Here is a 14,233-nt window from a genome sequence, read left to right on the forward strand (position 1 = left end):
CGGAGAGCTTCTTTCTTAAGGCTGGCCCAGTCGCATAATGGTCACAACGTCTGAAATTCAACATACTCGGTTGAAGGGCGAGCTCGTCTTTCAAGATTTTTGCCTCAGGCTTGTTCGGCACTATTGGCAGGACGACTACGCCGAGGCGTTCGGCAGAAGCGGTCAGAACCAGCGCGGCGTTGACATTGTCGGCCGCGATAATCGCAATCGGTATAGCCATGCCGGCATGCAGTGCAAGGCATCGGAGACTGACGACCCACGTCAGTTGAACACCGTTGAGCTTGACGCAGAAGTCGAAAAAGCAAAAAAATACCGGCCAAGCCTCGACATCCTTATTGTCGCTTACGCCGGCGAGCGCGACGTTGCTCTGCAACAGAGGGCGCAGGAAATATCTGCCGACCATGCTCGCGATGGCCTGTTTCGCGTGGTCGTCTGGTCGTGGCCTGACATAGTTTCACGCGCCCAAAACTACCCTGATGTTGCGAGGGAGCTACTTGTTCATAATCAGGTCGCGACCAGCACACCGGTGCTCAATCCCGCACGACCGCGCTCCGGCTCAACCTCGAAATTTCAGGCCGAGATCGCGTCGGCCATCGAGGCTTTACGTGTTTCTTCAGCGGAAGTTGCGACCAAGGATGAGACAACAGCGCTCGACGCCAAGCTTGACGTTTTTCGCGACCAGATACGGAGTGGTGGCGGCCCGCTCATCGTCGACAATCTGCGAGCACTTCTCGATGAATTTTCCGAAGACACGCCAGGCCGCCTGAAGCTCAGATTGTTCGGCAATCTCGGTGCAGCGTTGGTCCAGGCTGGGGATTTTAGCGGGGCCGAAGATGCTTTTGCCCAAGCCGCAGCGAGCGATCCCGACACGGCACCAGGCCAGTCGTACAAGGCAAGGACGGCATTGTTGCGTGGTCAAACGGAACAGGCGTTTATTGCAGCACAGCGAGCCATCGAGCTGGATCCGTCAAATCTCTCCGCCGCAAACATTCTTATCGAGAGCGCGCCAGCGGCGATCGCGACAGCCGACCTCGAAATGCAGGTCGCGGCAGCAGCAGCAGATGTTGACGTTGCGAGTGCTTTGCAGCGCCGATTCATAATCGTCGAAAAGGATGAGGACGCATCCATACGCGTGGCCCGTGCCATCGCCCATCAAGATTGGCGGAAGGACGTTGTTGTCGCTCAAGCTATACTTTCACGCTTTGAGGACAACAAGGATGTCCGCGTCGGAGCGCCAGTTTCAACATCCGACCAATTCCTTATTGAGGACGCCAGAACGCGGCTCGTCCGCGCATGGGGGCAGGTAAAGTCGCGGCCGGATTGGCGAAATTGGACATTTGTTGCCGCGAATCTTTGCGCCGCCCTTCGCCTCAGTGGACGGGATGACGAGGCCGATTTCTTTTCGATTGAGGTCCATTCACTGGAGCCGGAGGATCCGGCACTGACGCAGCGTTGCATTTTCGCCCACATGCACAGGAATAACGTCAAGGCAGCTTACGAGCTTGCGACTGGCTTGGCCGAACGCATCAATTCCGACGCAGAGGTGTGGTTTCTCGCCGCGTCGGTATCGGCATCATATCGCAAATGGGAGGCGGCCATATCATGGGCCCAGAAAGCGTTTTCCGCCTCGTCGGATGAAGGTAGTCCAAATCCCAATGCTGCAACGCTTGTGATCCTGGGCGTTTCCCGAACTGAGACGCCTGCGAGAGCCATAGACCTCGCGAATAGCCTAAGGCCTCAGTTTCCGAGCAACATCGGCTTCGAGGCGCAGGTTGCCGAGATTGCTCGAAGGGCAGGAGACGAGTCGACACGCGCCGCGGCACTTGCGCGCCTACGTGCATTCAACCTTGGTTCGCTCGATGCGACCGAGCGTTTCGAACTGGCAGACGCGTTCGCTGACAATGGCGACTGGTCAGTGGCGGCCAGCCTGTTGGACGGTCTCTATCAGGTCGACCGTTTTTCGGAGCCCCTTTCGCGGCGCCTCTTTTATCTATATCGGGCCGATGAACGTGCCGCGGCTCGGGCGCTCTTTGCATCACTCGGTCCGACAGTTCTTGGGCGACCCGAGATTCTCCGAATCGGTGCTGCAATCTATGAGCGATCCGGCCTTGTCGATGATGCCCTGAAGGTTCTCGAGAAAGCGGTAAAAGCGAACCAGGCCGATCTCCGGTCGCGCCTGGATTGGGTCCGGATGGCACTCAGAGCCGGCCAAGAAGTACGGGTGTCTGCGTGGGCAAAGAAGACTCACACCTCGTTTGGTGGTAGTGGCGACGAGTTCATCGAATTTGCGCAGATACTCAACAGGTACGGTCGGCGAAAAGATGCGCTGCGAGTTGGCTTCGATGCGCTTGCGGCCAACTGGAATACAAGCGAAAGACTCCACATGGGGTATCTGTCGCTCTTTCTGCTCCAATCTCGCAAAGACAGATCTCTCAAGGTCAAGGTGGTTCAGGAAGACACTGTCGTGTACCTGGAGAACGATCACGGCGAGAAGGCGACATATCTTATCGGAAGCGGCTCATTGCCGGGCATCGAAATCCTGCCGCCCGACCATGGCTTTGCGAAACGCCTGATCGGGCAAAAAGCCGGTGCCACCGTTGTTCTCGATGGTATCGGCCAGCCGGTAGAATGGAAAATTGGGGAGATTACCCACAAATTTGTCGTACTATTCCGGCGTGCGCTCGATGCACATTCAAGACTCTTTCCCAAAAGCCGGGCTCTTGGTCGCTTCATGATCGACTTTGAGAGCAAGGACGCTTTCGAGCCTATTTTCGAGCAGGCCCGCGAGCGCGCACGAGTGGTATCGGATGCGGTTCAAATCTATTCGGAAAACCTAATCCCTATTGAGACAATCGCAAAGGCCTTGGGGTCTGATGCTATCGACACCTCGCGCGGCCTCCGATTCCAGTCTGATGTTTGGTTGGACAGTTGCGTCGGCGATCACGCCGAGCGGCGTGTAGCGGTAGAAAACCTCGAGGGGCAATCCGCGGTCATCGTCGATGCGCTCACGCTCGCACTATGGCAGGAAATAGGGTTTCTTGATCTCGTCGAGAAACTTCCCATCGTGATCCACACGGTCCAAGCCACCATCGACGACTTTGCACAACGAGCGGACGATGCTCAACAGGCCGTAAGGCAAGAGGGCGGCTCCCTTGAAGCGCATGGCGACAAGGTTGTGATGGTCAAGTCAACGCCTCAACAGCGCAAGGCACTTCGTGAGGCGAGCAGTTCAATTTTAGACTGGGTTCGCGAACACTCGAAACTCTTACCGACGTCCGCTCTTCACGAGAGGAAGGAAAAGATCGACGATCTTTTATCCTCCTCGACGATCGACACCATAGCGACAGCCCGGGACACGGGCATGACGATCGTCGCCGAAGACCGGCGCATCCGAATGTTGGCAGCGGATCTTGGCGTGAAGTCGTCGTCTTGGACCCAGCCGCTACTGCTGACGCTGAGGGAAAGCGGAGTACTCGGGGAAAAAGACTACATCCGACTGATTGTGAATCTTCGCCGGCAGCGGATTGGTTTCGTATCTGTGGGTACGCACGAATTACTTCTTGCGACTAGCATGGATCGACATGTGTTTTCCACTTTAGCCGAGACGGTCACGGATGCTCGGGTTGACGCAAGTTCGTTGGTGCCAGTCGCTTCGGAGCTTGCATGTAATTTCTGGACCCAAACTCGCTTCGTGGCTGAGCGTGAGCATTACTTCAGTGAGATTTTAGAGAGTCTCCTGCGACGCCCCGATGGATTAGCGCTGTTCGTCAGAATTGCGCATATGGCCTTCGGCGCGGTTCGCGACAGCGGGTTGGTAGGTGCTTGGCAGGCGTACATGTGGGATCAATACATGCATGAGTTTGCGCGAGGCCATTTCATCCATGACTTAGTCGCCAAACGTTCGAAGTAACATCGGCCCAACTTCCCCCTATTGATGAGCCAACGGAAAAGTATTGCTATGATACGTGACGAGGACGGAGGGACGGAAGGCAAGAAAATCTGCTTCCGTTGCATCGGAAACGAATTTCTAAGCGCACGTGTACAGCGCGAAGGTCGGGTTGGAATCTGCGACTATTGTGAGGATACTGACGATCCGACTTTCACACTCGCCGAGATGGCCGATCATGTCGCGACCGCCTTTGAAAAGCATTACGTTCGGACCCCAGATCAGCCGAATTCCATGGAGTCCGCCATGCAAGCGGATCGTGAGTCTGATTATGCGTGGGATAGGCAAGGCGAGCCGGTCGACGATGCTATCGCCGAAGCCGCTTCAATCACTGAGGAGGCCGCTTGCGATATACGTGAGATTTTGGCCGAGCGATTCGGCGATTGGGACTCTGCCATGTTTGGCGAGGAAACCGAATTTTGCGGGGACAGCTATTACGAGAGGAAATCCGCTGGGAGCGGCAGGTGGACCCGAGAATGGGATCAGTTTGAGCGCATACTAAAGACAGAGGCGCGGTTCTTTAGCCGCCAGGCAATGAGCCACCTCGCTGAACTCTTCGACGGTCTGCATATCCTCAAGGCTCGCAACAGAACATCGGTGCTTGCTGAAGCCGGTCCGGGTTACCCGATCTCAAGCCTCTATCGGGCACGTTCCTTTCCTCGTTATGCTGATATTGAGAGCGCGCTGGCTCGACCCGATCTACATCTCGGGCCGCCGCCGGCATCAGTTGCACGTGCCGGGCGGATGAATGCTCACGGCATCTCGGTCTTCTATGGCGCGAGCGATCCGCTCGTTGCGCTGGCGGAGGTCCGCCCCCCCGTTGGATGTAGTGTCGTCGTCGGGCGGTTTGAGATCATAAGGCCGGTAACGCTCCTCGATCTGAGCGAATTGCGTGATGCCATGATGATCGGCAGCGTGTTCGACCCGACCTATCTTGATCGCCTCCAACGCGCTGCTTTTCTTCGGCAAGTGAGCGATCGGATCACGGTCCCCGTCATGCCCGACGACGAAGATCTTGGGTATCTGGTGACGCAAGCGATTGCTGACTTTTTGGCCACAATCGATCAACCAGAGATCGACGGCATCATATTCCCGTCGGTACAGGCGAAAGGGAAGGCACGTAATGTCGTGCTCTTCCACAAATCCTCTCGCGTCCGGCCAATCGAGGTCCCGGAAGGCACGAAGGTTGTGGTCAACGACGGTTTCGCGACCGAAGACGGATGGGAAACTGACTATTCCGTTTACGAGCGCATCCCGCCAAAATCCACTGAACCAAAGCTGGATCCGACACCTCCTTCCTCGACACCTTGGTATCAAGTGGCCTTCGATCCTTCGGATCCCGATCCGCGCGACTTCACCTTAGACGTCGATCCAACGTCGCTTGAAGTGCATATTGTCGAAGGCGTCAGCTACAAGACGGACCGCAACCCTGTGCGCCGTCATCGTTATGAAGACTCTGAACCGGCGTTCTGACCGTGAAGCGCAGAGAATGGAGGGCCATCAGGTTCTCTTGTGCGCCATCGCAACGTGGTTAGCGGTTGACCGGCCGAGGGGGCAGGAGACGTACGTGCTGCGGGCTCATCGATTTTTGCGTTACTTGGCACATGCGCCGATCTGATGGAAACGTGTAACGGACACCATACGCAAAAACGAAAAAGGGCTTCCCAATCGGGCAGCCCTTTTTGTCAAACCCGCCACAAAAGGCGGATAATTGTGTGCCGAGCTTCAAAACGCTAATTCTGTTCGAATGTCAAGTTGGATCAACCCTTTTTGACGCTTTTGAAGCTCATGGGCAGACTTAAGCTCGCCCTGCGATTACCGGGTTCTATCCTCACCACCGTTACGCGAATTGTAGCACCGATGCTATGCACCACAGGATCAACAGCACCACTCATCAACCTGCTCTTATGAAGCAGGCCTGTGAGACCTGGCGCTATTTCGACGAACAGGCCAATCGTATCAACGACATTCACAATTAATCCATCGACCATGGTTCCTGGTAAAAAGCGCTCTTGAGCCTCGTACCAAATACCGGACGGCAATTGCTTGCTTTTTTTATCAAAAGCATCCTTGGCATCATCAAGGTTTACAAGTTGACGAAAGCGGCTGGAAGACAAAACGGCTTCGCTTTCAACCGCTGACCGTTCTCTGAACTGCAGCATGTAGTCCAATAGAGCGAGACCGTTTTGCAAGCTCACACCGTGGCTATACTGCGTCTCTCGTAATGTGATGCGATCAGCGATCCGCTTAGCTATCGCACGATCCGCGAAGTTCGTATCTTCGGCAATTGCTGCCCAATATTCGGCAACACCTAACAATTCCAAATGTACGAATCCAACGGGGCCAATTTTGAAAAGGTCACTTTCATCAAGATCATATTCCCGAAGACTTTCAGCAATGATACAATTTGCCTTGGTTAAATAAAATATCTCTCTCTTAATCACAGAAAAGCGGAGGCCATATGGCGAAAGAGCATCGAGTATTTGCTCGAGACTTCTATAGCCCTTCACACCGTTTGGCCCCGGCTCAGTGAAATTCGAATGAAGGTATGAAAGTATCAGAATCCTCGAAAAATACGTTGGGCGCTCATCTTTCTCTTCGAGATCGCAAATGTTTTTTATTACAGATGCGTCGCTTTGATAATATCTGCGATTAGCCCGCAGCAAGACAGTCATCACAACATCTAAGGGAAGGACATACTCTCCCTTGGATTGGCGCATCCGCAGAATTTCTGATTCGCCGATGTGACCACTCGTGCAGAATTCGACGAATATCTCAAATACTCGTCTCAGGTTGTTTCCCGCTAGTCCGAGTATCAACCTCCTGGCGTAGCTGTCATACTCAAAAATAGATCCTACTAGCGATGCAAGATAGTAGGATCGCTCTGTTTCATTGTACTTGATCTTAAATCCGTTCGATAACTCATAGGTACGATTTCTCTCTGATTTGTTCGCGATCTCGTCGAGCGCGATCTGGATACGCTTGATTAGAGCTTGTTGGAAAACAGGAGGCTCGATCCGAAAAACCAAATCTTTGAGTGCTGTATCGAGAGGGGGTACATCGCGATAATTGTCATATGTTTCTTCTCGTATTGGTAGCACCACTAAAACTCGAAACTCCTGCTGCAGCCACTGCGCGACCTCGAACATGAGAAGCTGCTCATCGCGAGGCCCTTTGTCGGCGTTGTCAAAGACTACAACAATTGTTTGCCCACGCTCATTGCCGAAGTGCCGAGTATGGCAGACTGCAGATGTGTGGAGATCGTCCTGACACTTTAGGAGAACTTTATAAAGCTCGTGGTTTTGCTCGCTAGATCCCGGCGGAAGAAGAGAGCCAATCCCTTTGTAAAATCTATTTACCTCTACTGAATATATCTTTTGAATCACATCGAAGTCATCAAAATCTATTGTTGGATAGGCGATTCGTATACCATTTATTATCTCCCTCCTCACCCAATCGTATATTTCGCTTTTTGTTACTGGAGCATCGTTGATATTGATGTGCACCCACGTGGTCTTTTTGCGCACTTCGTCCGGAAGCGCGACGGCCTGGAGGTGATAGAGGAACGTCGTCTTCCCCGCTCCCTTCTCGCCTATCAGTAATATTACTCGGTGTTCCAGTTCTCGTTGGCTTTGAAATGGCGCAATTATCTCGCCAGGCGATGACGTGTCTTTAATAAGCGTTGAATTTGCTTGCCAACTAGGAGTTGCGGCTCGTATCACTTTGTCGATAGGAGCAACATAACGCTCTCTACTAGGGGAGGTTACGTACCCCTCCCGCGCGATCCGCAAGCGGTCATTGCGTGTGACCGGGTTGAATATGTGCCCTAACTCTGCGGCAAGCGTTGCCCCAAAGGAGTTTTGCCCGACCTCTTCCTGCTGGACAGTAATGCCCCCTATTAGTCGCCTGGGCTTGAAATATCGAGAGACACTGCTTTTCTTCGTCAGAACGGTTGCACGATCCGTAAGAGTTGCAAAGCCAAGCAAACTCTGAGCGTTAGCCATCAGATTTGAGTAAGGAGCCACATCTTCATACTGTAGCTGCACGGCAGGGTTCGCCACGTCGGCAGCACCTACCCAAAAGTCGTCACCGTTCGTCGCACATACGACCGAAACGGGGTTCATATCGCTGAAAAGCGCGTTCAACTCGGCTGCGTAAAGTCTCGCTTCTCTGTATGCCTCGTCCAGCGCGACTCCCGGACCTTTTGCTTCGATTACTGCAATCGGTAGTCCCGCTATGGCAACAACATAGTCGGGATAATAGAGCTTCTTTTGGGAACCTTTGTCGATATCAAACCGACGAATATTTGCTTTGGTGATGATATAGCCTGGACGGATGCCAAATCCTGCCGGGCTGTCGGCGATCAATAGTGGATATGCAAACTTCTGTTCGACGTCGCTTTCGTTCAGCATTTCCTTCCGCGCAGGTTTATTAAAGTAATTCGGCACGCGGTTGCTCCAATGTTATGTATCGCTTAGATACGTGAGAAGGAATCTGCTTGTTGCGTAGCTATCATGTCGCGCGAATCAAATTTTATAAAGGCCGGATCGACTCTATAAACCGAGAGGCCGTTCATGGGGTCGTGTGAGTGCCGTGCGCTTTAGTTTTTCGACTGAACGCCGACAACATGCCATCTCGCCAACGCAGAGCATTTTCCGATTTCGACATGGTGCTTGGGGGGGCGCTAAGACCGGGGTAGAGCTGCCTTTTTCGTCTTAGTAGCGGACGACGGCCTTTGAGGCGGAATTGAATTGCGCTTCAACGAGCCCTAACCGGCTTGTTGCTGTGATGTTCACCTTTCGGGCCAAAAAGATCGCATAATGTATCGATCGGAACGGCCCGCAGGTTAGCGAGGGCGCTGGCGCAAAGGCTAATCCAACTCTGCTTTGCTCATGATTTCAAACGGGTCGGCGCCGATCGCGCGGCTGACCTTCACGAACTCGGCAGCATCCAACCGGCGTTCCCCAAGTTCAAATTTGGAAACGAACGTTTGACGCTGGCCAATACGTTGCCCTAGTTCGACCTGAGTGATGTTCGCAGCTTTGCGGGCCGCGATGAGCCCGTCGATCATTCGACCGTAAACTATTGCATGGAACGAAGACAAATTTGAGCGCCAGTTTGATAAAACTAACGCCTTCAATAAAACCGATTTTCGGATACCCCAAAATAGGGTATTGATGGTTGTATATAGTGCGACACACTCGTCGTCGCGCAGGCCGAAAACCGGAGAATGCTCGTGGAACTGCGCCAACTCTCTTACTTCGTTGCGGTGGCCGAGGAACTGCATTTCAATCGGGCTGCTGCACGGATGTGCATAGCTCAGCCAGCGCTGAGCGCGCATATCCAGGCTCTGGAGAAGGAGCTCGGGGTTCGGCTGCTTGAGCGCTCGACGCGCCGGGTCGAGCTGACGCGGGCGGGGGAGGTGTTCTACGATCGGGCGGTCCGGATCATTGGCGACGTCGGACTGTCGATGGACGTGGCGCGGTCCGCCGCCGGCAAAGCGGCGAGGACAATCAAGATCGGAACCGTCTATCCGGCGACCATTGGGGTCTTGCCGGCGTTCCTTTCTCGTATCGGCCGGAAGTTTCCGGATGTGGCGCTGCATGTGACGAGCGGCTCGACCTCTGACATCATTCGATCGATCGAGAACGGCCAGATCAATCTCGGTTTCATCCGCCCGGTCGAAAACATAGGTTCCTTGCGCTTCTTCTCGATCGCGCATGAGCGCTATCTGCTGGCGGTCGAAAAGACGAGCCCGCTTGCGCTACGAAGCGAGATCGACATTGAAGACCTTCGCTATGAGAAGATTATCGCCTTTTCCCGTCAGAACCTCTCGTATTCGGAGCGCTATTTCTCCGAGATGTTCGAGACCCATGGGCTCACCGGCAACATCGCCTACAGCTGTGACGATACTTTTTCGCTGGTGTCACTGGTCTCTGCCGGCCTTGGTATCGGCTTTGCGCCGGAATGGACGAAGGATTTGCCGAACCGTGGTTTCGAGCTTCGGCCCGTGCGCGGCGTCGATCTGAAAATCGGGCTCGGGGTCGCCTGGAACAAGGAAGACCCGACGGCGTCACGGGACGACATCATCGACATTGCCCGGTCGCTGGCGCGGCCTGGCAGGTGAGGGTCCGGAGGCAGAAGTGCCGACTGTCCCACAGCTAAGCTTCAACCAGTGTCATCTTCATGGCCGTCGGACGCCCCGCTGAGCAGCTTTCGCTTCATGAGTAGCTCAGTTGAGCGGTTTTGAAGCATTCTGATTTTCAATGTCAGCCCGCAGTTGCGCGTCGACCTATGGGCCTCCCGTATAGTGTGGCATCTGAATCCCCCTTTCTCAGAAAGTTTTTGCGAGAAATTCCATGGTCGATTGAGCGCTGGCGATCCTCTTAAGCGCTCAAATGAGCATAAAACGCTCTATTGACGAATTTAGCATCGGCTGATAAGTTTCGCATATGAGCGATAGTGAGCTCGCTTGATGGGTTGGGAGCCCGTCGGGTTTTGAGGAGGCCGAGCGATGACTGATGTTCCGCTGCTCGAATTACGCGGTATCGAGAAATCCTTTCCGGGCGTTCATGCCCTGAAGAACATGAACCTGACGGTCAGGCGCGGGGCGGTGCATGTGGTCTGCGGCGAGAATGGCGCCGGCAAGTCGACCCTGATGAAGATCATCAACGGCATCTATCAGCCGGACGAGGGGACCATTCGCTTTGACGGCAACGAGGTTGTCGTCAACAACCCGATGAAGGCCAAGAGCCTGAAGATCTACATGATCTCCCAGGAACTGAACTACATTCCGGAGATCACGGTCGAGGAAGCCTTGTTCCTTGGCCAGGAGCCTCTCACGAGTTTCGGGAGCGTCGACTGGAAGGCGATCCGGAAGGCGACGCTCGAACTGCTTGGCCGGGAACGGCTCAACTATTGTCCCGATACCAAGCTCAAGGACCTGTCGGTTTCCGACATCCAGATGCTGGAAATCATGAAGGCGGTCTCGCAGGATTCCAGTCTTATCATCATGGATGAGCCAACCTCGGCGATCACGTCAAAGGAAGTCGACATCCTCTTTCGAAAGATCGACGAGCTTCGCGCCAAGGGCGTTGGCATCATCTACATCTCGCACAAGTTTGACGAACTGTTCCGGATCGCCGACGAGATTACCGTTATCCGCGACGGAGCCTGGATTGCGACCCGGCCGGCGAGCGAATTCACGATCGAAACGATCATTCAACTGATGGTCGGCCGCGTTCTCGGTAATGTTTACCCGCCACGCGAAGAAAAGGTCATCGGTGACACCGTCCTTTCGGTTGAGGGCCTTTCGGACGGCGACCGGTTTCGGGATATCAATTTCCACCTGAAGGCTGGCGAGATCCTCGGCTTCTCCGGGCTGATGGGGGCGGGGCGGACGGAGGTCGTGCGGGCAATTTTTGGCCTCGACCCCTATCTCGCTGGAACAATCCGGGTGCGCGGCAAGGAGGTCAAGATCTCGACCGTTGGCGATGCCATCAATCAGCGCATCGCTATGCTGTCGGAAGACCGCAAGCGCTACGGCATCATACCGGTCCGCGACATCAAGGAGAACGCGGGGCTCTCGAGCCTGGAAAAGTTCATCAAGGGTGGGTTCCGCGACAAGAAGAAGGAACGTGAACTGGTTTCGCGCGTATGCACCCGCATGCGGGTCAAGACCCCGACACTTGAGACTTCCATCGCGGCACTCAGCGGCGGAAACCAGCAGAAGGTGGTCTTTGCGAAGTGGATGTTGCGTGACCCGGAGATCCTCATCCTCGATGAGCCGACCCGCGGCATCGACGTCGGCGCCAAATACGAGCTCTACAAGATCATCATGGAATTGGCGGCCGCTGGAAAGGCGGTGCTGATGATCTCCTCCGAATTACCCGAAATCATCGGAATCTGTGACCGCGTCTACGTCATGGCCGAGGGGCGCATCACCGGTGAGCTTCAGCAGGACGAGTTTTCACAGGAGCGGATCATGAAATACGCAACCATGGGCGCCGGCTAACGCCACCCTGCTGCGGGTCCATCGACCCAACACCAACATCGAAAAGTACGACGGAACGTGAGGGAAACGTCTCTCCGATCCCTGGCTTATTCACGGGAGGATTCAAGCCATGTCGCAGCAACTGACGAATGTGAGGTCGCAATGGTCGGCGCTCACGAGCAAGTACAGCATCTATATCATTCTCGTTGTGATGGTCATCATCAGCTCGATCCTGAGCCCGGCGTTTTTCTCGGCGAGCAACTTCTCGAACATTTCTAGCCAGATATCTGTCACGACTATTCTTGCCTTCGGTCAGACGCTTTTGATCATCTGCGGCCTCATCGATCTGTCGGCCGGCTCCGTCATGGCCTTGGCCGGGCTCGTCGCCGTGATGGCGTTCAAAGCGACTGGCAGCATTTATCTCGGTCTCATCGTTGGCATCGTCGTCGGCGTCGCCTGCAATTTTGTGAACGGGATCGTCGTTACCAAATTTCGAACCCCACCGTTCATCGCGACGCTTGCCATGATGACAGCTGCGCGCGGCGTCGCGCTGATGCTTACCGGTGGTCAGAACATTTATCAGCTTGGTGACTTCGTCGTCTGGGGCAAAGGCACCGTCCTTGGCGTGCCCACGCCGGTGGTATTCCTCATCGTTGTCATCATTTTTAGCTGGTATCTGCTCAACCACACGCGCTTCGGCCGCTACATCTATGCGATCGGCGGCAATCAAGAAGCTGCACGCGCAAGCGGCGTCCAGGTCGATGCCATCAAACTGAAGGCCTATCTCGTCAACGGCGCCTTGGTCGGGCTTGCCGGCGTGCTCTACATGTCCCGCGTCAACGCAGGCCTGCCCAACGCCGGCATCGGCTTTGAGTTCGACGCAATGACTGCGGCGATCATTGGCGGCACGAGTTTTTCAGGCGGTATCGGTACGGCTGTGGGTACGCTTGCGGGAGCCTTCATCATGGGCTTCCTTGGCAACATCATGAACTTGCTGGGGGTCCAATCCTACGTCCAGCAGATCGTAAAAGGCGCCATCATCGTCCTGGCGGTCGCCTACGACATCTCCTCGAAGAATAGCAAGATCAAAAGGATCCTCGGCTCAATCGACGAGAAGAAGGAGGCGGCTGTCTCGAACGCTTAGCGAGCAGCACGTCTGAACGTTGGTCCTGCCTGCTCTCACCACACCATGGCAGGCATGGCCCGAACGCACTCCAAACCCAACACCAATTTTCGCACCGGAGGAACGACTATGAAAATCGGTTTTAAGGCTCTGATCGCGGCATCCGTCGTGTTTGCATCTGCATTCTCTGCTCCCTTGAGCAGCGCCACGGCGCAGGATGCAAAGTACCGGGTGGCGTACATCGCCCGCGCTCAAGGGGACTCGTTTGCAGCGTGGCTCGCCAACTCGGTGCTTGAGGAGGGCAAGAAGTTTCCCGATATGGAGATCACGGTTTTCGATGGCCAGAGCCGCAATGAACTCATTCAGTCGCACATCGAGAACGCGGTCCAGAACAAGTTCGACCTCACGATCATTCAGCCCTTCGATCCGGCGATCCAGATCGATCCGGTGAAGCAGGCGATGGAACAGGGCATGAAGGTCATCGCGACCAACCCGCGCTTTGATGACAATTCCATCCCGTCGGTTGACGCCAACCCCTATCAGCAAGGTGCGGAAAACGCCAAGTTGGCGCTCACCCAGATCCCGAAGGATGCGAAGGTGGTGATCCTCAACGGCCCGGCCGGCAACCCGCATTCATTGGGGCGACGCGAAGCCTGGCAGAAGGAGTTCTTCGACAAGCGGGCCGACGTTCAGATCCTCGACGAGCAGATCGCCAACTGGAACAAGGACGAAGGCATGCGCCTGATGGAAGACTGGATCCAGGCGCACGGCAAGATCGATGCCGTCATCTCGATGAATGACAACATGGCCGCCGGCGCGATCGAGGCGGTCAAGGGCTCCGGCGCCGAGGCAATGCCGTTGGTTTACGGCGTTGACGGCACGGCAGAGGCTGTCCTCTTGATCAAGGATGGTGTGATGACCTCGACCACGCTCCAGAACGCGAACGCGCTGGCTGAGAAGTCGGTGAAGCTTGCCCATGACATGCTCACCGGCGCCAAGGCCGAGACCACGCAGCAGATCGAAGCCGAACTCATCACCAAAGACAACGCCGACAACTATATCGAGCTCCACAAGAAGCTCGGCAACATTAAGTAACACGAACCCGGGTCCACGCCCGTCAGGGCGTGGACCTTCCATCAGCATTGTCGGCCGGGGGCTCAGCAGCACTTCT

8 protein-coding genes are annotated in these 14,233 nt (G+C 55.0%); 6 read left to right on the forward strand and 2 right to left on the reverse strand.

Annotation, left to right across the window (positions count from 1 at the left end):
* Window positions 1-37 precede the first annotated feature (37 nt).
* Both VGO04_RS02440 and VGO04_RS02445 read left to right on the forward strand, forming a co-directional pair.
* The gene (locus VGO04_RS02440; protein WP_327494369.1) at window positions 38-3,910 is read left to right on the forward strand and encodes a tetratricopeptide repeat protein; all 3,873 of its coding nucleotides are present in this window, start codon (window positions 38-40) and stop codon (window positions 3,908-3,910) included.
* A 48-nt stretch (window positions 3,911-3,958) separates the two neighbouring features.
* Window positions 3,959-5,419 (forward strand): RES domain-containing protein, encoded by a 1,461-nt coding sequence (locus tag VGO04_RS02445; RefSeq protein WP_327494370.1) that lies wholly within the window; start codon window positions 3,959-3,961, stop codon window positions 5,417-5,419.
* A 287-nt stretch (window positions 5,420-5,706) separates the two neighbouring features.
* On the opposite strand, the gene VGO04_RS02450 is transcribed toward VGO04_RS02445, so the two are convergent.
* Together VGO04_RS02450 and VGO04_RS02455 are read right to left on the reverse strand one after the other, a co-directional pair.
* Entirely contained in the window at window positions 5,707-8,394 is a 2,688-nt protein-coding gene (locus tag VGO04_RS02450; RefSeq protein ID WP_327494371.1) for a type I restriction endonuclease, read from the reverse strand.
* Between the two features lie 422 nt (window positions 8,395-8,816).
* Complete coding sequence (locus tag VGO04_RS02455; RefSeq protein ID WP_327494372.1) at window positions 8,817-9,197, reverse strand: helix-turn-helix transcriptional regulator; 381 nt, start codon at window positions 9,195-9,197, stop codon at window positions 8,817-8,819.
* Between VGO04_RS02455 and VGO04_RS02460 the strand changes: the two genes are divergently transcribed.
* The 4 genes from VGO04_RS02460 (at window position 9,183) to VGO04_RS02475 (ending at window position 14,157) form a co-directional block, all read left to right on the forward strand.
* Window positions 9,183-10,073, forward strand: coding sequence for a LysR family transcriptional regulator (locus tag VGO04_RS02460; RefSeq protein WP_327494373.1), 891 nt, complete (start codon window positions 9,183-9,185; stop codon window positions 10,071-10,073). The genes VGO04_RS02455 and VGO04_RS02460 overlap by 15 nt on opposite strands.
* 387 nt (window positions 10,074-10,460) lie before the next feature.
* The gene (locus VGO04_RS02465; protein ID WP_327494374.1) at window positions 10,461-11,960 is read left to right on the forward strand and encodes a sugar ABC transporter ATP-binding protein; all 1,500 of its coding nucleotides are present in this window, start codon (window positions 10,461-10,463) and stop codon (window positions 11,958-11,960) included.
* Between the two features lie 109 nt (window positions 11,961-12,069).
* The gene (locus VGO04_RS02470; protein WP_327494375.1) at window positions 12,070-13,083 is read left to right on the forward strand and encodes an ABC transporter permease; all 1,014 of its coding nucleotides are present in this window, start codon (window positions 12,070-12,072) and stop codon (window positions 13,081-13,083) included.
* A 108-nt stretch (window positions 13,084-13,191) separates the two neighbouring features.
* Window positions 13,192-14,157 (forward strand): sugar ABC transporter substrate-binding protein, encoded by a 966-nt coding sequence (locus VGO04_RS02475; protein WP_327494376.1) that lies wholly within the window; start codon window positions 13,192-13,194, stop codon window positions 14,155-14,157.
* Window positions 14,158-14,233 lie beyond the last annotated feature (76 nt).

Origin of the sequence: Ensifer sp., from assembly GCF_035999185.1 — a bacterium.
GTDB lineage: Bacteria > Pseudomonadota > Alphaproteobacteria > Rhizobiales > Rhizobiaceae > Ensifer.

What these genes read in the sequence shown, in the direction of transcription:
- VGO04_RS02440 (WP_327494369.1), top strand. Translation starts at nt 38, where the DNA reads ATGGTCACAACGTCTGAAATTCAACATACTCGGTTGAAGGGCGAGCTC.
- VGO04_RS02445 (WP_327494370.1), top strand. Translation starts at nt 3,959, where the DNA reads ATGATACGTGACGAGGACGGAGGGACGGAAGGCAAGAAAATCTGCTTC.
- VGO04_RS02465 (WP_327494374.1), top strand. Translation starts at nt 10,461, where the DNA reads ATGACTGATGTTCCGCTGCTCGAATTACGCGGTATCGAGAAATCCTTT.
- VGO04_RS02470 (WP_327494375.1), top strand. Translation starts at nt 12,070, where the DNA reads ATGTCGCAGCAACTGACGAATGTGAGGTCGCAATGGTCGGCGCTCACG.
- VGO04_RS02475 (WP_327494376.1), top strand. Translation starts at nt 13,192, where the DNA reads ATGAAAATCGGTTTTAAGGCTCTGATCGCGGCATCCGTCGTGTTTGCA.